The sequence below is a fragment of the Bacillus sp. MRMR6 genome, assembly GCF_001940785.1.
Classification (GTDB): Bacteria; Bacillota; Bacilli; order Bacillales; family Cytobacillaceae; genus Neobacillus.
In genome coordinates this window covers 265,274-283,329 of sequence record NZ_MSLS01000002.1, presented here as the reverse complement: position 1 = coordinate 283,329, position 18,056 = coordinate 265,274, and the positions used below count along the sequence as shown (strand labels likewise).

Genomic DNA, 18,056 nt, shown 5'->3' with positions numbered 1-18,056 from the left:
GTTCCCTTGACATCTAACAATAAATAGTTTATTCGTTCAGGTGCAAGTCTAAACCTAAAAGATTCATTTTTATCACAATTTTTTATTATAGTACATTCATTTCAATTTTTCCATAACTATTTCTTACTATTTTTTCTTAATAGAAAAAACACATAATCAAGGATTATGTGCTAAGTAGTCCGTTTATGTATGAAATTTAGGATTACGTTTGCTGTTTCTTCTACAGCTTTATTCGTTACATCAATAACAGGACAATTAATTTTTGAAACAACATTTTCAAAGTAAGTAAGCTCAGCACGGATTCGCTCAATATTAGCATAGCTGGCTTGATCATTTAAACCTAATGAAATCAACCTTTCCCGCCTGATATTATTTAATTTAACAGGACTGATTTTTAATCCAAAACACTTCTCTGCTGGCACTGTATATAATTCTTCTGGCGGGTCTACTTCTGGGACAATCGGTACATTGGCTACCTTAATTCGCTTGTGTGCTAAATACTGAGATAATGGCGTTTTTGACGTCCTTGAAACGCCGATTAAAATAATATCAGCCTTTAATATTCCTCTCGGATCACGGCCATCATCATACTGGACAGCAAATTCAATGGCTTCTACCTTTTTGAAATAATCCTCGTCTAGTTTTCTCACAAGACCTGGTTCGCACAATGGAGTTTTCCCGCTAAATTCCTGGATTTCATCCATAATGGGACCCATGAGGTCAACCGCACGCACACCTGCGAGACTAGCCTTTTCCTTCATGTAGGAACGCATATCAGGCTTAACTAAAGTAAACGCAATCATACTTCTGTCCATCTTGACTAATGAAATAACTTCATCTATATTTTCCTGATCTTCAACAAAAGGGAACCTTTTTATCGTTATTCCGGCTCCGTTAAATTGGGTAGTGGCGGCTTTTGTTACTAATTCAGCAGTTTCCCCCACTGAATCAGAGACAACATAAATAATTTGTGAACTCATTCTTCCTCAACAGCTCCTCTGCACGTTTTATCTTCGAACAATTGCTAGCTCTGATTTTAATATACTTACTATTCATTTCCCAAAGCTACAAATGCTTTTGTTATTGTTGTTTTCGTAACTCTCCCAATCACTTCATATCCAGAATCCGACTTTCTAACCACCGGCATGGCATCAATTTGTTTATCAATTAAGACTTTGGCAATATCAATTAACAGGTCATCCATTTCACACATTGTAATATTAGGCATTCTTGTCATGATAATATTGATTGGCAGTGCAGTAAGCTCTTGCTTGCCTATACTAGCTCTTAATAAATCCTTTCTAGATAAAACACCTACTAAGGCAGAGTTTTGGTCAACAACAAATAGTGTCCCCACATCCTCGAGAAACATGGTACAGATTGCATCATAAACCGATACATCTTCCTTTATTACTACAGGCATTGACTTATAATCTTTCACAAATATCTTCTGAAGATTTTCAGTCAAAAGCTGTGTACCGGATTTACCTGTATAAAAATAGCCAACCCGCGGCCGTGCATCTAAATAGCCAGCCATCGTTAGAATCGATAAATCCGGCCTTAATGTGGCGCGTGTCAAATTTAGTTGTTCGGCAATTTGTTCCCCAGTAATCGGGCCATTTGCCTTCACGATTTCGATAATTCGGTCTTGGCGCTTTGTTAGTTCCATCATCCTCACCACCATATCTATCCTATGTAATTATTATATACTAACTATTTTTTATTTGCCTGAAATTAAGAAAGGTACGGAAATAAACCGTACCTTCCCATTTAAAATGTAATTTTTGCTTGGATAAAGGTAACCAGATCAGCAATCGGAACACGAGATTGTTCCATTGTATCGCGATCACGAATCGTAACCATTTTGTCTTCCACAGAATCGAAATCATAGGTAATACAGAACGGAGTACCAATTTCATCGTGACGGCGGTATCGTTTACCGATTGACCCCGCTTCATCATAATCGACTGAAAAATGCTTGGACAAAGTGCTAAAAACTTCTCTAGCTTCTTCAGATAATTTCTTAGACAAAGGAAGAACGGCTGCTTTAAAAGGTGCTAGAGCAGGATGGAAATGCATTACTGTTCTTGTTGTACCATCCTCAAGCTGTTCTTCATCATAGGCATCGATCAAGAAAGCTAACGTAACGCGATCTGCACCAAGAGAAGGCTCAATGCAATAAGGAATATAGCGTTCATTTGTTTCAGGATCAATATATTGGAAGTCTTCTCCAGAGAATTGCATGTGCTGCTTTAGGTCATAATCTGTTCTTGACGCAACTCCCCACAGTTCACCCCAGCCAAATGGAAACTTATACTCAAAGTCTGTTGTAGCATTACTATAATGTGATAATTCATCAGCTGAATGGTCACGAAGCCTTAAATGTTCTTTGTTAAGACCTAAAGTATGGAGCCAATCTTCAGCAAACTGCTTCCAATAATCAAACCATTTCAAATCTTCACCTGGCTTACAGAAGAATTCGAGTTCCATTTGTTCAAATTCACGAGTACGGAAGGTGAAATTTCCTGGTGTAATTTCGTTTCGGAAGCTTTTTCCGATTTGGGCAATCCCAAAAGGCAGCTTCTTTCTCATGGTACGTTGAACATTCTTAAAGTTAACAAAGATACCTTGTGCTGTTTCTGGACGTAAGAATATTTCATTGGTACTTGATTCGGTAACACCCTGAAACGTTTTAAACATTAAGTTGAATTGGCGAATGCCAGTAAATTCATGACCGCCACAATCAGGACATGGAATATTATGTTCTTTTACGAGTTCTTCCATCTTTTCAAACGGCAAACCATCTACGACCATTTCAATGCCTTTTTCATCAAGCGCATTTTCAATAAGTTTATCAGCACGATGCCTTGCTTTACATTTTTTACAGTCAATCATTGGGTCATTAAAGTTACCGATATGTCCGGATGCTTCCCAGGTTCTTGGGTTCATTAAAATGCTGGCGTCAAGACCGACATTATATGGAGATTCCTGAACAAATTTTTTCCACCATGCTTGTTTAATATTGTTTTTGAATTCTACGCCTAGCGGCCCGTAATCCCAGGTGTTCGCAAGTCCTCCGTAGATTTCTGATCCTGGGAAAATAAAACCTCTGTGTTTTGCGTGAGAAACAATTTGCTCCATTGTAACACTCATTCTTCTTGCTCCTTTAAAAGTTATTTAAGTAAATAAAAAAACTCTCGTCCCTATGCTTAAGTAAGCATAGGGACGAGAGTTACCCGCGGTTCCACCCTATTTGCTGCTATCTGCAGCCTCTTTAAGTAGTGTCTATGTGACACAGTAGTGTTGCTCGGGAACGCCTTCCTTAATGCTCTATACCCTAGCTCTCACCACCCTAGGTTCGCTTTTTATAGAGGAGACCAAGTACTACTCTCCGTCATTACAACTATTCTTATTAAAAAACATATTAACGATTTATGGAAAGCTTGTCAACAGGCCTATAATTGATTACGAAACTGATCCATACTATTAAGAAATTTTTTTGTTTTTAGGTAAAGACCTGAATTTTCCTCATAATAGGCCGTGATGATTTTCTTCAGCTCAGCCTTCGTTTCATCCTTAATTGATACATTTCCAAGTCTAGAAAGATCAAAATAATAAAATACCCGTAACAATTTTACTGCTGCTGGTGATAATTTAAAATGGTATGGGTCTTTGCTTAAGCAGCGGTGACAAATAAATCCGCCTTCTCTTATTGAAAAAGAAAAATGCCCGTCTGTACTCCCGCAAACGGAACATTGATTTAACACAGGATATAAGCCCATGAGATTTAACATTTTCATTTCGTAAATATTCATCATGACATCTGGGTCATAGCCTTCGTTCAGATAGTTTAATGTTTGAAATAACAATTCAAAATGAGAAGGGTTTGGTTTTTTTTCTTCTGTACATTTATCCGTTAGTTCAACGATATAACTAGCATAGGCGGTTAAGAAGATATCTTCACCAATTGACCTCAAACTGGTGATTGTTTCACCTTGTTGAACGCTCCCTAGACCTGTTCCCCTCTGAACTAGAAAGAAGCCATGTGTGAACAGTTGTGTTATCGAGGAAAGACGGCTGTTTGGCTTCTTTGCTCCTCTGGCCATTACACCAATCTTTCCCCACTCTCTTGTATATAGTGTAACAATTTTATTCGTTTCTCCATAATCCGTTGATCTAATGACGATGCCTTCACATTTTTGAAGCATGTCTGTCACCATCCCGTATTACAAAACAAACTTATGAAACGGGAAAATCCATTTGTGCTAGATCTTCATTCTGATTTCCGGGTATTTCTTGGTTTTCCTTCTCAAGTTCCTTGAAGAGAAGATATGTGTCAATATTACCTGTTTGTAGGAATACTTTCCACGTAAAATCCATCATCGAAAAAACCCCACCTTTCATTATTTAGACTAGCTTCTTTTCAATCCCAAACCTTACAATTATCATAGCCTGTCTTGCAAAAATCATAAGACGAAAATTTTGTTAATGTTGTCCATGCATAATCTTAAAATAAAGCTAATATCCTGATAGGGTGATTAGATCCTAATATTCATCTTCATTAAAGCCGAAATCGCGTAGCTGGGACATCTTGTTGCGCCAGTCTTTTTGCACTTTAACCCAAAGCTCTAGAAATACCTTTGAACCTAGGAGATTTTCAATATCTCCACGAGCCCGTTTACCGATTTCTTTCAGCATACTACCTTGTTTTCCGATAATAATACCTTTTTGAGAATCTCGCTCCACAATGACTGTAGCCATAACATGGATGATGTCCTTTCCTTGCTGACGCTCAATCTTATCAAGAACTACAGCGAGTGAATGAGGGATTTCCTCCCTTGTTAGGTGCAGCGCCTTTTCCCTGATTAGCTCTGTAATAATAAATCGTTCCGGGTGATCTGTAACCTGATCGGCTGGATAATATTGTGGTCCTTCCGGTAAATAAATCTTAATTTGCTCCAAAAGCCGCTCCACATTATTGCCTTCAAGAGCTGATATAGGAACAATCTCTTTAAACGGATACTTCTCTTTGTAAGATTCAATCAGTGGTAATAACGCATCAGGGTGTATTTGATCAATTTTATTAATCACAAGAAAAATTGGGGTGTTCACAGTCTGGAATTTTTCGAGTATAAATTCTTCACCACGACCAAATCCCTCTTCGGCATTAACCATAAATAGAATCAAGTCAACTTCTTTTAGCGTGTTTTGTGCAACCTTCATCATAAAGTCGCCTAGTTTATGCTTTGGTTTATGAATACCTGGGGTATCAATAAAAACCATCTGAGTATCGTTTAAGGTTAAAACGCCTTGAATTTTATTACGAGTAGTTTGAGGTTTATCGCTCATTATGGCAATTTTTTGGCCAATAACCCGATTAAGAAACGTTGATTTACCGACATTTGGCCGTCCAATAATGCTAATAAATCCTGACTTATATCCTTTTGTTTGATTATTCAGCATGTAAGTCCTCCGGAGAAAATGCACCAGGGAGTAAATTTTCTACAGTAGTTTCAAGTACATCCCCTTTTAGGTTTGTTAGCACTATCTTCATATCTTTCGGGCAAAGTTCAGCAATCACTTGGCGGCAAGCACCACATGGGGAGCATGGGCGGTCGGTATCGGCCACTACAGTAAGTTGGTGAAAATCTCGATCCCCTTCTGAGTAGGCCTTAAACAATGCGGTACGTTCAGCGCAATTACACATACTATAAGCGGCATTTTCGATATTGCAGCCGTGATATATTTTTCCATCCGTTGTTAGTAATGCTGCTCCTACTTTAAATTTAGAATAAGGAACATATGCTTTTTCTCTTGCCTTTTTTGCTTCTTCGATTAAATTGTCGGTGCTCAAAATCATTCTTCCCTTCCAGCAGAAGTCTGCCGCTTCCTTTATTTTACCTTAAAATGTTCACAAAATCATCACTTGTTGCAAAATTGTAATGGAAAAAATTGAATTTTCTTAAAAATCAACTAATTCAACCTTTCTAAACCTAGCTGCCGTTATGTCATTTTACATAATTCCGATTCTCATTTCAAATTAAGCAAAGATTTTCCTAATGATTTGTAGAAAATATGGCCAAAAGATGATTGCCCCGATGGCCACTGAGACAAGCGCATAAATAAAAACCGCACCAGCAGCTATGTCCTTAGCCTGCTTTGCAAGCGGATGGTAGTCTTCAGTGATTAAATCGACAACACGTTCAATGGCTGTATTTACTAGTTCCAATGCAAACATTCCACTTATAGCAATTAATATAAATAGCCACTCTGTTTTGGATATGGAGAAAAAAACAGACAACACAATAACTAAAACAGTGGATCCTAAGTGGATGCGCATATTTCTTTCTGTTTGTATAGCTGACCCTATCCCATGAATTGCAAATGAAAAGCTTTTTAATAAACGGTTAGTTTTCTGGTTATCTTGTGAGGCCATACTCATTCAAAATATCCTTTTGCAGGGTAAACATTTCTTCTTCATCAGCTTCTGTCATATGGTCGTAGCCTAATAGGTGTAAAAAGCCATGCACTGCTAAAAACCCTAGCTCCCTGATGAAGGAATGACCGTAATCCTCTGCCTGTTCCTTTGCCCTTGCCACAGATATGATAATATCTCCTAATACACGGGGCAATTCTACTCCAGAAAGTGCGACTTCACCTTCCCCTAGTTCTTCCATTGCGAATGAAATGACATCTGTCGGGGTATCTTTATCCCTGTAATCACGGTTAATTTCTTGGATCCTGTCATTTGTCACAAAAGTAAGGGACACTTCACTGTTTTCTTCAACCTTTTGCTTTTCAGCAGCAAAATTTAAAAGCTTTTCAAGTTCTATTATTTGCTCTCTAGATAATTCATTTGTTTCATCAATAAAATCAATCATTAATTTAGCCAATATCAGTTCACCTTCTTTGTCATTTCTGGGTATTCAATCCTCGAGTGAAATATTCCCTTTAACGTTTCACAAAACGAATAGGCAACAGTGTCTAATTCCTTAAGTGTCAAATCACATTCATTCAATTGACCGTCTTGAAGCCTATCTACAACTATTTTCTTAACAAGCGATTCAATCGCTTCATGTGTAGGCTGTCTCAGTGACCTTACTGCAGCCTCAACACTATCCGCAATTCCAATGATAGCAGATTCCTTCGATTGTGCTCTTGGGCCAGGATAGCGATAATGCTCTTCCTTGACCTCCTCACTTTCCTGCAATGCCTTGTGATAGAAGAACTTCAACAAGGTTGTCCCATGGTGCTGCTCAGCGATCTGAATGATTTCTTTCGGCATATGATATTTCTTTAAAATTTCTACTCCATCGGTTACATGTGCAATAATGATGGCTGCGCTTTTATCAGGGGGAAGCCGATCATGAGGGTTTTCAACATGCATTTGGTTTTCTATAAAGAAACTAGGACGATTTGTCTTTCCGATATCATGATAATAACTCCCTACTCTTGCTAAAAGACCGTTCGCACCAATGGCCTCACAAGCAGCATCCGAAAGGTTTGCAACCATCACACTATGATGATATGTGCCTGGGGCTTCCATCAGGATTTTCCTAAGTAAAGGGTGATTTGGATTGGAAAGCTCAATTAATTTCATGGTCGAAAGTATCCCAAAGCTCGCCTCAAAAAATGGCAGTAATCCAATTGTTAATACGGCAGATCCAATCCCAGAGAATATTGCCGTTAAAATATAGTAACCGTATTCAAGACCAGAAAATTGCCCATTCGGAAGGAACATTAATGCCCAAATGGTAAACAGATTTACTGTTGCTGCAAATGAACCTGCCTGCAGGATTTTTGAACGCTGATTTTGATCACTTAAGAAAAGAATACCTGCCAAAGAACTGAATAAAGTATAGATTCCGACTGAAAAGTTAAGGGTCCCTGAGACACCTTCATTAAATAAAATACTGCCACAGACGGCGAAAATAATGGATGAAAGAATAGCTAGCTTTTCCTCAATTAATATTTTCAATAACATTCCACCCATTGCCGCGGGAAATAAATATCCAATTCCTGTATAGTTGAATATCTCTAGGATGCTGACGATCTTCATGATGAAAAATGTCAGCATAAAGATAATGCCAAATAACAACAAATATGCTTGTCTTTTTTCCGGCTGTTCCTTCATTTGATAAAAATAATAATAAAGAGCTGATAATAAGATGGATATTAATATAGCTAAACCGATAAACGGTTTAACTGATTTCTCATTATTTAAAAGCCCCGCTAGCTCTAACTGTCTAAATTCTTCTTGCCTAATTAACTTACCTTCTTCTACAATAATTTGACCTTGAAGAATTTTAACAGGTTCAACACTTTCTGCTGCCTGTTCCCTGAGTTCCTCTGTTTTAACAGGATCATAAAATTCATTTTGAATAACAGCGTATCTGCCCAATTCAATGACTGCATTTTTTAATTCGCTATGTAAGGTCGAGAATTTTATTTCCTCTTCTAGGCTTTTTTTAGCATTTTCGACATCATCAGCAGAGATTTTTTTCGTCATGACATTATTAATAGCCGTTACGGTTATATCCTTTGCAATTGACAGCTCATCCCTGCTTGCTTGTATCAAAGAAGTGAAAACCCGTTCAGAAAGCTCCTTATTAACCCTTTCTGTTAGCTTTGATTTAAGCATCTTTACTTTGGCTTCCACACTAGGTTCTGTAACCTCAAGCTGTTCAAACTCTAGAGCTTCATTTTTCTTCTTGATCTCTGCCCTGACTTCATCATCTACCTCTTTAGCTGCATTAAAAATCGAAGTAATTAAATCAACCTGGTTGGAAGAATACTCTTTCTTTACGGTATAAACATCTTGAACCTGATCTAGTGCATCCTGACGCTTTTTTTCTGTACTCGCTTTATCTTCTACAGTGGCTGGTGAACGAATTGTTTTCTCTGCGGCTGTAAGCAAAGAAATATCCAGTTTTTCCGGTTTTACATTGTTGTACATTGATGAAAACAAAATGATACCGATTACTAGGAAAAAAAACATTCGAAAAAAAGTAATATCGAGAAGCCTTTTAATATGAATTAAGTACTGTTGTATTTTCTTCAACTAACTCCCCCCAAAACAACGAATATCCATATTAGTAATTTTAGTATAAAAATCACACACACCATTTTTAAACTAACTGAATTCGACAGAATGGTCAAATCTGGCAGGAAATGCTTGCTTTATGTAAAATGATAACAGTTTTTCTGTGAGATTTCACCCTCAATTACAAAGTACATACTTTTTCAGAATTTCATTTCGCAGAATATGTAAAAAGGATAAACCAGATTTGTGGTTTATCCTTGATTGACTGCTAACTATTTAGTGTCTTTCTTTGCGTAAGCTTCAATAATTCTGCCGACTAGCGGATGGCGGACGACATCACTTTGTTCTAAGAAAACAAAAGAAATTCCATTTACGTTCATTAGGATTTCTTCGGCGACGATTAAGCCAGATTTTGCCCCCCTAGGTAAATCAATTTGGGTTTGGTCGCCAGTAATCACCATCTTCGATCCAAAGCCTAGTCTTGTTAAGAACATTTTCATTTGTGCATGTGTTGTATTTTGAGCCTCATCCAATATGACAAATGCATCGTCAAGTGTACGGCCTCTCATATAGGCTAAAGGGGCTATTTCGATCGTCCCGCGTTCAATTAGTCTTTGGGTATGCTCAGCGCCTAAAATGTCATGCAGAGCGTCATACAGAGGCCTTAAGTAAGGATCAACCTTTTCCTTCAAGTCACCTGGTAAAAATCCTAGACTCTCCCCAGCTTCAACTGCCGGCCTTGTCAAAATAATTTTATTTACTTGTCCATTTTTTAGCGCATTAACTGCCATCACAACTGCAAGATATGTTTTTCCTGTTCCCGCAGGTCCAACCCCAAAAACCAAATCATTTTTTCTAATTGAATTTACATATTGTCTTTGTCCAAGGGTTTTTATACGTATGGTTTTACCCTTTACAGTTTTAGCAAGTTCTTCATCATACAAATTTTCAAAATACTCGAGTGTCCCTTTATCAGCCATCTGCACTGCATATAATACATCTCTCTGGCTAATGGTAACCCCTTTACGTATAACAAAAATCAGTTTATCAAGAATTTGGCTGGCTATCCCTACCTTTTCCTCATCACCAGACAATGAGACTGACTCGCCTCTCGTGACGACTGAAACTCCCAGCTCTTCCTCAAGAACCTTCAAGTTAGAATCTGTATTACCTAATAAAGAAATAGCTTCATTTGGGTTTTCAATTTGTACTTTGATGGTGGTTAGCTTTTCTGTCATTCAAGAGTCTCCTTGGGTATCGGTTTTCCGATTGCGATATTTTCGATTATCTTAAAATGGATATCTAGGATAACCTTACCATTTTTCATCTCTTTGTGTAAAATCTTTTCATCCTTAATGATAGCATCCTCATCTAAACCACTTTTTATTTCTTTTTTAGCTAAGTTCAAGGCTATTTCTTCAGCTTCTTTTCTGGTATACGTTCTCGTTATTTTTTCACTTGCCCTTAATGTCTCATTTCCATAGGAAATAGGTAATTTCCACTTAAGAAACTGTATTTGCTGAACGTTTCTTTCTTTTTCAAATTCAGTAAATTCCGGCTTACCGAAACCCCAAACAGGTATTTCATAGCTGCCAATAAGAATAAAATGTTTTTGTTTTTCACGGCCATCGAACACTTTAAAATCTGTCTGTAAAGGCTGTTCAACATGGCTCATATACCAAGTTTCTCCCCATACTTCACCTTTTGCACCTACTTCTTCCGTTTGACCTTCTTTTCCAATGACACCTGATACAAGGATCTGCCCTTCTTCTACATGCTGATTAATTTTAACTAATTTTTGACCAGTTTCAATATACATATTAGCAATGACCGCTTTCTTTTTTGCCACAAGATTTTGCGGAGATAGTTGTTCTTGCTCATCTGGTTCTTTCTTTTCTACTACCTGCAAATGATAGGTTGTCCCTCTTAATTCCACACCAACCCACGTCAAGTTACCTACATTATTAGTTAACTGACGTTGGATTGCTTCTACATTATCTACAAAGAATTGAACTTTACCAATCTTAACCCCCATCTTGTCCAATTCTTTGTGAATCTGGTACTCGGTTGCAGGTTTTGCACCTCTAACCTCGATTCCCCAGATGACATTGGATAAAATTAAAATAATAACTAGAAATAAAACCGCCCCCGCTACAAATCCGCTATTTTTCAATAACCTTTTAAAAAGGAACGGCATCCCGCTCCGTCTTAAAAATGAAACTGTACATTCTCGTTGTTTGGCATAATAACGAATTTTAAGTGCATCCTGAAGTTTCATTGTAAAGGTGATTGTTTCCGTCCCATGCCGTTTTACATTCCAGATATGAAGATTATTCCTAATCAGACTATTTAAAAATCGTTCAATCCCCTTTCCGGTTACTTTGACTGTAACTTTGCCATAAAAGAAATCGACCCACTGGTTTTTCATTTCGTTCCTCCTGGATTTTCAGTTATATATAGGACCTGATCAATTTTTCCTTCTAATAAAATTTCTTCAGGTAATATCGTTTTAATCACAAAGGATTTTCCTTTGATCAGCAGTTGCCCCTGCTTAAGGAGCAGCCTCAATTCTTTATCTGTAAAAGTGAGTAGCCCACGGTGATTTTCAATGTATATGTGAATTTGCCCAATCATCGTGATTCGGGGTAAATCCATCATGACATCTTGAGGAAGATCCATTTTTTGTGCCATCCAGTTGCGGACTCTTTGGCCCCATTTTTTTGCCATAAAAAAAGAACCCCCTTTCATCTCATATTATGAAATGAAAGGGGGTTCTAGCACATCTTTTTCCATTTTCCAGCGTTGTTTTATTCATCTGCCTCGTTTTGAAAAATGTGGACGTTTCGACCTTGGCTCGTTTAAAATCTCCGACCAAATGATCCCATTAATAATCGTTTTTTCATCTGGCTTTTCTTGAAAAATACTGCCTTCTTTAACCAGAGGTCTTTTCTCTTCGTTTAATCTGCCTTCAGACCTGCCAATACGCCTTGCTGGTGCATGATTTGTTTGCAGAACATTTGGGGAGAAATTATCTTCATTCATGTTTCGAGCAGCCGATTGTCCTGTCGATATGGTCTTGGGACTTGGAGGTCTTTCCTCTTGCTCTTCAAATAACGTTTGAATATCCTTAAACCCCTTAGGAATAGAAGTTCTTGCAGGCTTACCTTTTCCTTTTGCTTTACCAAAAATAGAAGAAAGCACCCAAACTATAATTAAAAACAAAATTGATTCCAAAAGCCACCCTCCTTTTTAGGAAATACAATGGTGGTTTAACGATCTTCTTCCTTCTTCTCACCAGTCATTTTACCGATTGATCCACGCATTTCTGTATCAGCTGTAATATTCTTAATATTCATGTAGTCCATTACACCGATATTTCCCGATTTAAGGGCATCAGCCATCGCGAGAGGTACCTCTGCCTCTGCTTCGACTACCTTTGCTCTCATTTCTTGAACTCTTGCCTTCATCTCTTGCTCTTGAGCAACGGCCATCGCTCTACGCTCTTCTGCTTTGGCTTGAGCAATTTTCTTATCAGCCTCTGCTTGTTCTGTTTGCAGTTCTGCTCCGATATTCTTACCGATGTCCACGTCAGCAATATCAATCGATAGAATTTCAAAAGCGGTACCAGCATCTAAACCTTTTGCCAGAACAGTTTGTGAAATGATGTCAGGATTTTCAAGCACTTTACTGTGACTAGCAGAAGAACCGATTGTACTTACAACACCTTCACCTACACGGGCTACGATTGTTTCCTCACCAGCACCCCCAACAAGGCGGTCAATGTTGGCTCTAACGGTAATTCTTGCCTTTGCCTTTACTTCAATACCATTCATAGCAACACCAGCAATAAAGGGCGTCTCGATTACCTTCGGGTTAACACTCATTTGTACTGCTTCTAGAACATCTCGACCCGCAAGGTCAATCGCAGCACAACGCTCAAAAGATAATTCTATATTTGCTCTGTGGGCAGCAATTAGTGCATTTACAACCCGGTCAACATTACCACCAGCAAGATAGTGGCTTTCAAGCTGATTAGTTGTTACACCAAGTCCTGCTTTATGCGCCTTAATTAACGGGTTTACTACTCTGCTAGGGGTTACCCTTCTTAGTCTCATACCAATTAGTGTGAAGATGCTGATTTTCACTCCGGCTGCTAGCGCTGAAATCCAAAGCATTACAGGCACAAAGGATAATAAAATCCCTAAAAAAATCAGAGCTACGACAATTATTGCAATCATGAAAAGTGTACCATTTGTTAAAATCACTGTATTACCTCCTCTATTTACTTTAAATTACAACTCTCTGACAACTATACGTACTCCTTCAACCTTAATGACTATAATCTTACGATCCTTCCCAATGAATCCACCTTCACTTACTACATCAAGTCTCTCATTGTTAAATACCGCTGTCCCGGACGGACGTAAAACAGTTAATGTAATTCCATCCTTCCCTAATAAATCTGTACGATTCACATTTGAAACATAGCCATCTTCTTTTCTAGCTGTATCAAACAAAATCATCCGATTAAACAAAACAATCTTTTTCCTTAATACTTTAGTCATGATATAAAGGATTATGATTGATACTAACAATGCAATAAAAATAGATATTCCCATTGTAAATGGATGTTCACTAGCTAAGAATAGGCTTGCAATCAAAGCAGCCATTCCAAGTGTCCCTGAGATGGCACCTGGCAGAAAAAATTCTAAAAAAATGAGAAGGATTCCAACTGCAAATAACATAATCGTTCCTATTCCTGCCAAACCTGCCTGAAAATGCCCATAAAAGAACAAAAGTAGTGCAAACAAACCGATAAAACCTGCCACTCCCATTTTTGACGAGAAAAGTTCAAATACAATAGCACCACCAGCAATTGTTAATAGTATGGTAATAACTATCGGATCAGTAAGTATTTCAACCAAACTTCCTCCCCCCTTCCTGCATATGAATTCATCAGATAATCTTTATACGTATTAGTAGCATTAAAGTTTCATTTAATGTTCCCTTTATTAAAATGAAAAAACCACAGGGATTAGATACCTGTGGTTTCGCTTTGTAAGAATAATTATGAAAGGTGTTGTTGTACAAATTTATTAACAAGTGACCCATCTGCCTTGCCTTTGACTTTAGGCATAATAGCAGCCATCACTTTTCCCATTTCCGCTTTTGATGTTGCGCCGACTTCAGAAATTGTCTCTTTAACAATGTCTGACAGTTCTTGTTCAGAAAGCTGTTTCGGTAAATACAGTTCGACTACTGCCAACTCTGCACGCAATTTATCAACAAGGTCACTGCGACCTGCTTTATCAAATTCATGGAGGGAGTCTTTGCGTTGCTTAACTTCGCGAGAAAGGATTGTTAACTCAACTTCTTCGGTAAGCTCAGCAGTACCGAGCTTGATCGCCTCATTTTGCAATGAAGCTTTAACCATCCGAATGGTGGTGAGCTTGTCTTTTTCCTTATTTTTCATCGCTTGTTTCATGTCACTATTTAAACGCTCGAGAAGACTCATTAATTACACCCTCTCTTTAGAACTTACGTTTTCTTGCTGCTTCTGACTTTTTCTTACGCTTTACACTTGGCTTTTCGTAGAATTCGCGCTTTCTTGCCTCTTGCAAAGTACCAGTTTTTGATACTGTACGTTTGAAGCGACGAAGAGCATCTTCAAGCGATTCGTTTTTCTTAACGACGGTTTTAGACATTCTCTTTCCCTCCCTCCGAAACACAACACACTTACATTCATCCCATGTACCTTGCAATTATAATATAACCTTGTTACAAGGTCAACTGTATTTCAGTGAGATAAAACATGCTTTTTTAATTTTTATTCTGAGTGATGCAATTTATTCAAATTTCCTGTTAAAAATGGCATGTCCTCTTCTCGTAATCATACAATTAAGGGAGGGGTGAAGACATGCTTTATATCATATTATTTATTCTTTTCATTTTATTATTTATTTTTGGCATGACCATTATTAGGTTTGGATTATTTAATTTAAGCGGAAATAAACTAAAGGGATGGTTAACGAAACTCACAAGCACACCATTAAAAGGAATGGTAACAGGTACATTTGTGACTGCTCTTTTACAAAGCAGTTCAGCTGTAATGGTAATTACCATTGGGTTAATCTCAGCGAAGATTATGACCTTTCCCCAGTCAATTGGAATCATTTTGGGGACCAATATCGGGACAACCTTTAAAACCGAACTCATCACCTTTAATTTAGATGCAGTATTAGTTCCATTAGCGATTATCGGGGCAATACTTACCTTTTTTAAAAATATTAAGCTTCGTAGCATCGGAATGGCCACATTTGGAATTGCTTCAGTCTTTACTGCCATGAAAGGCTTTGAATTATTAGCTGAACCTTTAACAGCACTGCCGTTTATAAATAATTTTATTATCAGTATTAATGACAACCTCCTTTTAAGCCTCTTGACAGGTGCATTCATCACTGCCATTATTCAGTCGAGTACAGCGATGACAGGGATTACAATGGGATTTTTAACAGCAGGTCTACTGCAGCTAGATGCAGGTATAGCAATTGTATTTGGAGCTAATATTGGCACTTGTATTACAGCTCTAATTGCTTCAATTGGAGGGGGCAAGGAGTCAAGGTTAGCTGCCTTCGCCCATGTCTGGTTAAACGTTGGCGGGGTTCTGCTATGCTCCCCATTCATTCCTTTTCTCGCTAAAAATGCCCATTTATTAGCAAGTGAAGTAATGGTCCAATTAGCCCATATCAGTGTCATCTTTAATATCGTCTCCTCCGTTATTGTTCTACCTTTTGCAACAAAGTTTGGTGAAATGATCTTACGATTACATGGTGGTTCTAAGACAAACTAAAAAGACGGCAAAGCCGTCTTTTTAGTATCCAGAGGAAACAGTTAGTCCCTTAAGGATTGAAACTCCTGCACTAGCTCCAATTCTTGTAGCACCAGCATCAATCATCTTCTGAGTATCCTCGGTATTACGAACACCCCCTGATGCTTTAACACCGATGTCAGGACCTACAGTTTCTCGCATTAATCTAATATCTTCCACTGTGGCACCTCCGGTCGAGAAGCCGGTAGAGGTCTTGACATAATCGGCTCCTGCTTTAACGGAAAGCTCACAGGCTCGAACTTTTTCCTCCCTAGATAACAAGCTTGTTTCGATAATGACTTTTGTTAACGCTTTACCTTTTGCCGCATCTACAACAGCCCGTATATCCTGCAGAACTAACTCATCATTCTTATCCTTCAATGCGCCGATATTGATGACCATGTCAACCTCATCGGCACCATATTCAATCGCATGTCTTGTTTCAAATGCTTTCGTTTCTGGAGTGTTCGCACCCAATGGGAAGCCGATCACGGTACAAACCTTGACACTACTTCCATTTAACAGTTCTTTGGCGGTGCTAATCCAATTCGGGTTTATACAAACTGAAAAGAAATGATGCTCTTTTGCTTCCTGGCATAATACTTCAATTTGTTTTCTTGTTGCATCTGCTTTTAACAATGTATGGTCAATCATTGCAGCAATATTGGCAGTAGTCATGGACGTGCTCCCTTCCATTTCATTCTCTTCTTTTTGTACTTGAGTCACATTTTGCTGCTAAAATTAGATTTCCCGATTACAATAAAAAAAGGACCAAAGATTAGGTCCTTAAATGGCAGCTTCTTCTTTTTTAAACACTTCTTCTTTTACATCGTCCATTACTCGCACAAATTGTCCTTCATTATATGGGTAACCAGCCTTGGTGATTTTCACCTTTACTAATTTTCCAATCATATCCTCTGTTCCAGAAAATACAACTTTTAAATAATTATCTGTATACCCAACGTACATACCTGTGCTGAATTCTTCTTCAGGAATAATTTCCAATACTTCGTTCTCGAACTTAGAAGCATATTCTTTAGCTAATTGATCTGAAAGCGCAATTAAACGATGAACACGGTCATTTTTAACTACTTCATTCACTTGGTCTTCCATCCGGGCAGCAGGTGTACCTGTCCGTTTTGAATAAGGGAAAACGTGGAGTTCAGAAAATTTATGATCATTGATAAAATTGTACGTCTCCATGAACTCTTCTTCTGTCTCTCCAGGAAAACCAACAATGACGTCTGAAGTAACCGCAAGCCCAGGAAGTACTTCTTTTAAGCGATCCAATCTCTCACCAAAGAATTCCATTGTGTACTTTCGACGCATCCTTTTAAGAACCGTATCAGAGCCTGATTGGATAGGAATATGCAAATGTCGAACAATGATATTGGAATGTTTAATTACCTTAATAACGTCATCAGTAATTTGGCTGGCCTCGATGGATGAAATACGAAGTCGTTCCAATCCTCTTACCTCAGCCTCTAAATCGCGAAGCAGCAATGCTAAATTATAATCCTTCATGTCTTCTCCATACCCGCCCGTATGGATTCCAGTTAAGACGATTTCCTTATACCCAGCATCAACAAGCTGAATTGCTTGTCTGATCACTTCTTTAGGATCACGGGATCTCATTAATCCACGGGCCCATGGAATAATACAAAACGTACAGAAGTTGTTACAGCCCTCTTGAATTTTCAAAGATGCTCTAGTCCTGTCAGTGAAGGCTGGAACATCTAATTCTTCGTAAACACGATTTTTCATGATGTTACCAACACCATTAATCGGCTGACGTTCTGTTTTAAATTGTTCAATGTATTCCAGCATTTTGACACGGTCCTGTGTCCCAACAACAATATCTACACCGGGGATCGCCATAATTTCTGCCGGAGATGTTTGTGCATAACAGCCCGTGACACAAATAACAGCATCAGGATTTTTTCGAACAGCACGGCGAATGACTTGACGGCTTTTTTTGTCCCCTGTGTTTGTGACCGTACAAGTATTGATGATATATACATCCGAGATTGATTCAAAATCAACCCGGTCATAGCCTTCTTGTTTAAACAATTGCCAGATGGCTTCAGTTTCATAGTGATTAACCTTACATCCAAGTGTATGAAACGCTACTGTTGGCATTGTATC

The 18,056-nt window shown here is 38.2% G+C and carries 21 protein-coding genes; 1 reads left to right on the top strand and 20 read right to left on the bottom strand.

Going from position 1 to position 18,056, the window contains the following annotated elements; genetic code table 11:
• Nucleotides 1–170: 170 nt before the first annotated feature.
• The 18 genes from BTR25_RS03665 to rpsU form a co-directional block, all read right to left on the bottom strand.
• A complete protein-coding gene (locus BTR25_RS03665; protein ID WP_075686236.1) occupies nucleotides 171–980 on the bottom strand; it encodes a pyruvate, water dikinase regulatory protein in 810 nt (269 codons plus the stop codon).
• Nucleotides 981–1,048: 68 nt separating this feature from the next.
• Complete coding sequence (gene ccpN / locus BTR25_RS03660; RefSeq protein WP_303046809.1) at nucleotides 1,049–1,669, bottom strand: transcriptional regulator CcpN; 621 nt, start codon at nucleotides 1,667–1,669, stop codon at nucleotides 1,049–1,051.
• Nucleotides 1,670–1,770: 101 nt separating this feature from the next.
• Nucleotides 1,771–3,153 carry a glycine--tRNA ligase gene (locus BTR25_RS03655; RefSeq protein ID WP_075686232.1) on the bottom strand — a complete coding sequence of 461 codons (1,383 nt, stop codon included), beginning with the start codon at nucleotides 3,151–3,153 and terminating at the stop codon, nucleotides 1,771–1,773.
• A gap of 302 nt (nucleotides 3,154–3,455) precedes the next feature.
• Nucleotides 3,456–4,208: a DNA repair protein RecO gene (recO, locus tag BTR25_RS03650; RefSeq protein WP_075686230.1), complete on the bottom strand. Its 753-nt coding sequence runs from the start codon at nucleotides 4,206–4,208 to the stop codon at nucleotides 3,456–3,458.
• A 31-nt stretch (nucleotides 4,209–4,239) separates the two neighbouring features.
• Nucleotides 4,240–4,383 (bottom strand): YqzL family protein, encoded by a 144-nt coding sequence (locus tag BTR25_RS03645; RefSeq protein ID WP_075686228.1) that lies wholly within the window; start codon nucleotides 4,381–4,383, stop codon nucleotides 4,240–4,242.
• A gap of 162 nt (nucleotides 4,384–4,545) precedes the next feature.
• A complete protein-coding gene (era, locus tag BTR25_RS03640; RefSeq protein ID WP_483295227.1) occupies nucleotides 4,546–5,463 on the bottom strand; it encodes a GTPase Era in 918 nt (305 codons plus the stop codon).
• Nucleotides 5,453–5,860: a cytidine deaminase gene (locus tag BTR25_RS03635; protein ID WP_075686226.1), complete on the bottom strand. Its 408-nt coding sequence runs from the start codon at nucleotides 5,858–5,860 to the stop codon at nucleotides 5,453–5,455. The genes era and BTR25_RS03635 overlap by 11 nt, the downstream gene beginning before the upstream one ends.
• A gap of 180 nt (nucleotides 5,861–6,040) precedes the next feature.
• Nucleotides 6,041–6,442 carry a diacylglycerol kinase family protein gene (locus BTR25_RS03630; protein ID WP_075686224.1) on the bottom strand — a complete coding sequence of 134 codons (402 nt, stop codon included), beginning with the start codon at nucleotides 6,440–6,442 and terminating at the stop codon, nucleotides 6,041–6,043.
• Complete coding sequence (gene ybeY, locus BTR25_RS03625) at nucleotides 6,420–6,881, bottom strand: rRNA maturation RNase YbeY (protein WP_075686477.1); 462 nt, start codon at nucleotides 6,879–6,881, stop codon at nucleotides 6,420–6,422. Before ybeY ends, BTR25_RS03630 begins: the two co-directional genes overlap by 23 nt.
• Nucleotides 6,882–6,895: 14 nt before the next feature.
• Entirely contained in the window at nucleotides 6,896–9,061 is a 2,166-nt protein-coding gene (locus BTR25_RS03620; protein ID WP_075686222.1) for an HD family phosphohydrolase, read from the bottom strand.
• A 254-nt stretch (nucleotides 9,062–9,315) separates the two neighbouring features.
• Complete coding sequence (locus BTR25_RS03615; protein ID WP_075686220.1) at nucleotides 9,316–10,281, bottom strand: PhoH family protein; 966 nt, start codon at nucleotides 10,279–10,281, stop codon at nucleotides 9,316–9,318.
• Nucleotides 10,278–11,471: a sporulation protein YqfD gene (gene yqfD / locus BTR25_RS03610; protein ID WP_075686218.1), complete on the bottom strand. Its 1,194-nt coding sequence runs from the start codon at nucleotides 11,469–11,471 to the stop codon at nucleotides 10,278–10,280. The genes BTR25_RS03615 and yqfD overlap by 4 nt, the downstream gene beginning before the upstream one ends.
• Nucleotides 11,468–11,770, bottom strand: a complete 303-nt coding sequence (yqfC, locus tag BTR25_RS03605) for a sporulation protein YqfC (protein ID WP_075686216.1) — start codon at nucleotides 11,768–11,770, stop codon at nucleotides 11,468–11,470. The genes yqfD and yqfC overlap by 4 nt, the downstream gene beginning before the upstream one ends.
• Nucleotides 11,771–11,854: 84 nt before the next feature.
• Nucleotides 11,855–12,277, bottom strand: a complete 423-nt coding sequence (locus BTR25_RS03600) for a hypothetical protein (RefSeq protein WP_075686214.1) — start codon at nucleotides 12,275–12,277, stop codon at nucleotides 11,855–11,857.
• A gap of 35 nt (nucleotides 12,278–12,312) precedes the next feature.
• Nucleotides 12,313–13,281 (bottom strand): flotillin-like protein FloA, encoded by a 969-nt coding sequence (gene floA, locus BTR25_RS03595; RefSeq protein WP_175596695.1) that lies wholly within the window; start codon nucleotides 13,279–13,281, stop codon nucleotides 12,313–12,315.
• 54 nt (nucleotides 13,282–13,335) lie between these two features.
• Nucleotides 13,336–13,968 (bottom strand): NfeD family protein, encoded by a 633-nt coding sequence (locus BTR25_RS03590; RefSeq protein WP_075686212.1) that lies wholly within the window; start codon nucleotides 13,966–13,968, stop codon nucleotides 13,336–13,338.
• 143 nt (nucleotides 13,969–14,111) lie between these two features.
• Nucleotides 14,112–14,558, bottom strand: coding sequence for a GatB/YqeY domain-containing protein (locus tag BTR25_RS03585; protein ID WP_075686210.1), 447 nt, complete (start codon nucleotides 14,556–14,558; stop codon nucleotides 14,112–14,114).
• 16 nt (nucleotides 14,559–14,574) lie between these two features.
• Nucleotides 14,575–14,748 (bottom strand): 30S ribosomal protein S21, encoded by a 174-nt coding sequence (rpsU, locus tag BTR25_RS03580; protein WP_075686208.1) that lies wholly within the window; start codon nucleotides 14,746–14,748, stop codon nucleotides 14,575–14,577.
• Nucleotides 14,749–14,960: 212 nt separating this feature from the next.
• Between rpsU and BTR25_RS03575 the strand changes: the two genes are divergently transcribed.
• Entirely contained in the window at nucleotides 14,961–15,893 is a 933-nt protein-coding gene (locus BTR25_RS03575; RefSeq protein WP_075686207.1) for a Na/Pi symporter, read from the top strand.
• 21 nt (nucleotides 15,894–15,914) lie between these two features.
• Here BTR25_RS03575 and deoC read toward each other — a convergent pair whose 3' ends face one another.
• Nucleotides 15,915–16,589 carry a deoxyribose-phosphate aldolase gene (gene deoC / locus BTR25_RS03570; protein ID WP_075686206.1) on the bottom strand — a complete coding sequence of 225 codons (675 nt, stop codon included), beginning with the start codon at nucleotides 16,587–16,589 and terminating at the stop codon, nucleotides 15,915–15,917.
• 108 nt (nucleotides 16,590–16,697) lie between these two features.
• Nucleotides 16,698–18,050, bottom strand: a complete 1,353-nt coding sequence (gene mtaB, locus BTR25_RS03565) for a tRNA (N(6)-L-threonylcarbamoyladenosine(37)-C(2))-methylthiotransferase MtaB (protein ID WP_075686205.1) — start codon at nucleotides 18,048–18,050, stop codon at nucleotides 16,698–16,700.
• Nucleotides 18,051–18,056: the final 6 nt, after the last annotated feature.

Bases quoted from the DNA above. Each gene is read 5' to 3' on its own strand.
- BTR25_RS03665 (WP_075686236.1), bottom strand. From the start codon at position 980: ATGAGTTCACAAATTATTTATGTTGTCTCTGATTCAGTGGGGGAAACT.
- ccpN (WP_303046809.1), bottom strand. From the start codon at position 1,669: ATGGAACTAACAAAGCGCCAAGACCGAATTATCGAAATCGTGAAGGCA.
- BTR25_RS03655 (WP_075686232.1), bottom strand. From the start codon at position 3,153: ATGAGTGTTACAATGGAGCAAATTGTTTCTCACGCAAAACACAGAGGT.
- recO (WP_075686230.1), bottom strand. From the start codon at position 4,208: ATGCTTCAAAAATGTGAAGGCATCGTCATTAGATCAACGGATTATGGA.
- BTR25_RS03645 (WP_075686228.1), bottom strand. From the start codon at position 4,383: ATGATGGATTTTACGTGGAAAGTATTCCTACAAACAGGTAATATTGAC.
- era (WP_483295227.1), bottom strand. From the start codon at position 5,463: ATGCTGAATAATCAAACAAAAGGATATAAGTCAGGATTTATTAGCATT.
- BTR25_RS03635 (WP_075686226.1), bottom strand. From the start codon at position 5,860: ATGATTTTGAGCACCGACAATTTAATCGAAGAAGCAAAAAAGGCAAGA.
- BTR25_RS03630 (WP_075686224.1), bottom strand. From the start codon at position 6,442: ATGAGTATGGCCTCACAAGATAACCAGAAAACTAACCGTTTATTAAAA.
- ybeY (WP_075686477.1), bottom strand. From the start codon at position 6,881: ATGATTGATTTTATTGATGAAACAAATGAATTATCTAGAGAGCAAATA.
- BTR25_RS03615 (WP_075686220.1), bottom strand. From the start codon at position 10,281: ATGACAGAAAAGCTAACCACCATCAAAGTACAAATTGAAAACCCAAAT.
- yqfD (WP_075686218.1), bottom strand. From the start codon at position 11,471: ATGAAAAACCAGTGGGTCGATTTCTTTTATGGCAAAGTTACAGTCAAA.
- yqfC (WP_075686216.1), bottom strand. From the start codon at position 11,770: ATGGCAAAAAAATGGGGCCAAAGAGTCCGCAACTGGATGGCACAAAAA.
- floA (WP_175596695.1), bottom strand. From the start codon at position 13,281: ATGATTGCAATAATTGTCGTAGCTCTGATTTTTTTAGGGATTTTATTA.
- BTR25_RS03585 (WP_075686210.1), bottom strand. From the start codon at position 14,558: ATGAGTCTTCTCGAGCGTTTAAATAGTGACATGAAACAAGCGATGAAA.
- rpsU (WP_075686208.1), bottom strand. From the start codon at position 14,748: ATGTCTAAAACCGTCGTTAAGAAAAACGAATCGCTTGAAGATGCTCTT.
- BTR25_RS03575 (WP_075686207.1), top strand. From the start codon at position 14,961: ATGCTTTATATCATATTATTTATTCTTTTCATTTTATTATTTATTTTT.
- deoC (WP_075686206.1), bottom strand. From the start codon at position 16,589: ATGACTACTGCCAATATTGCTGCAATGATTGACCATACATTGTTAAAA.
- mtaB (WP_075686205.1), bottom strand. From the start codon at position 18,050: ATGCCAACAGTAGCGTTTCATACACTTGGATGTAAGGTTAATCACTAT.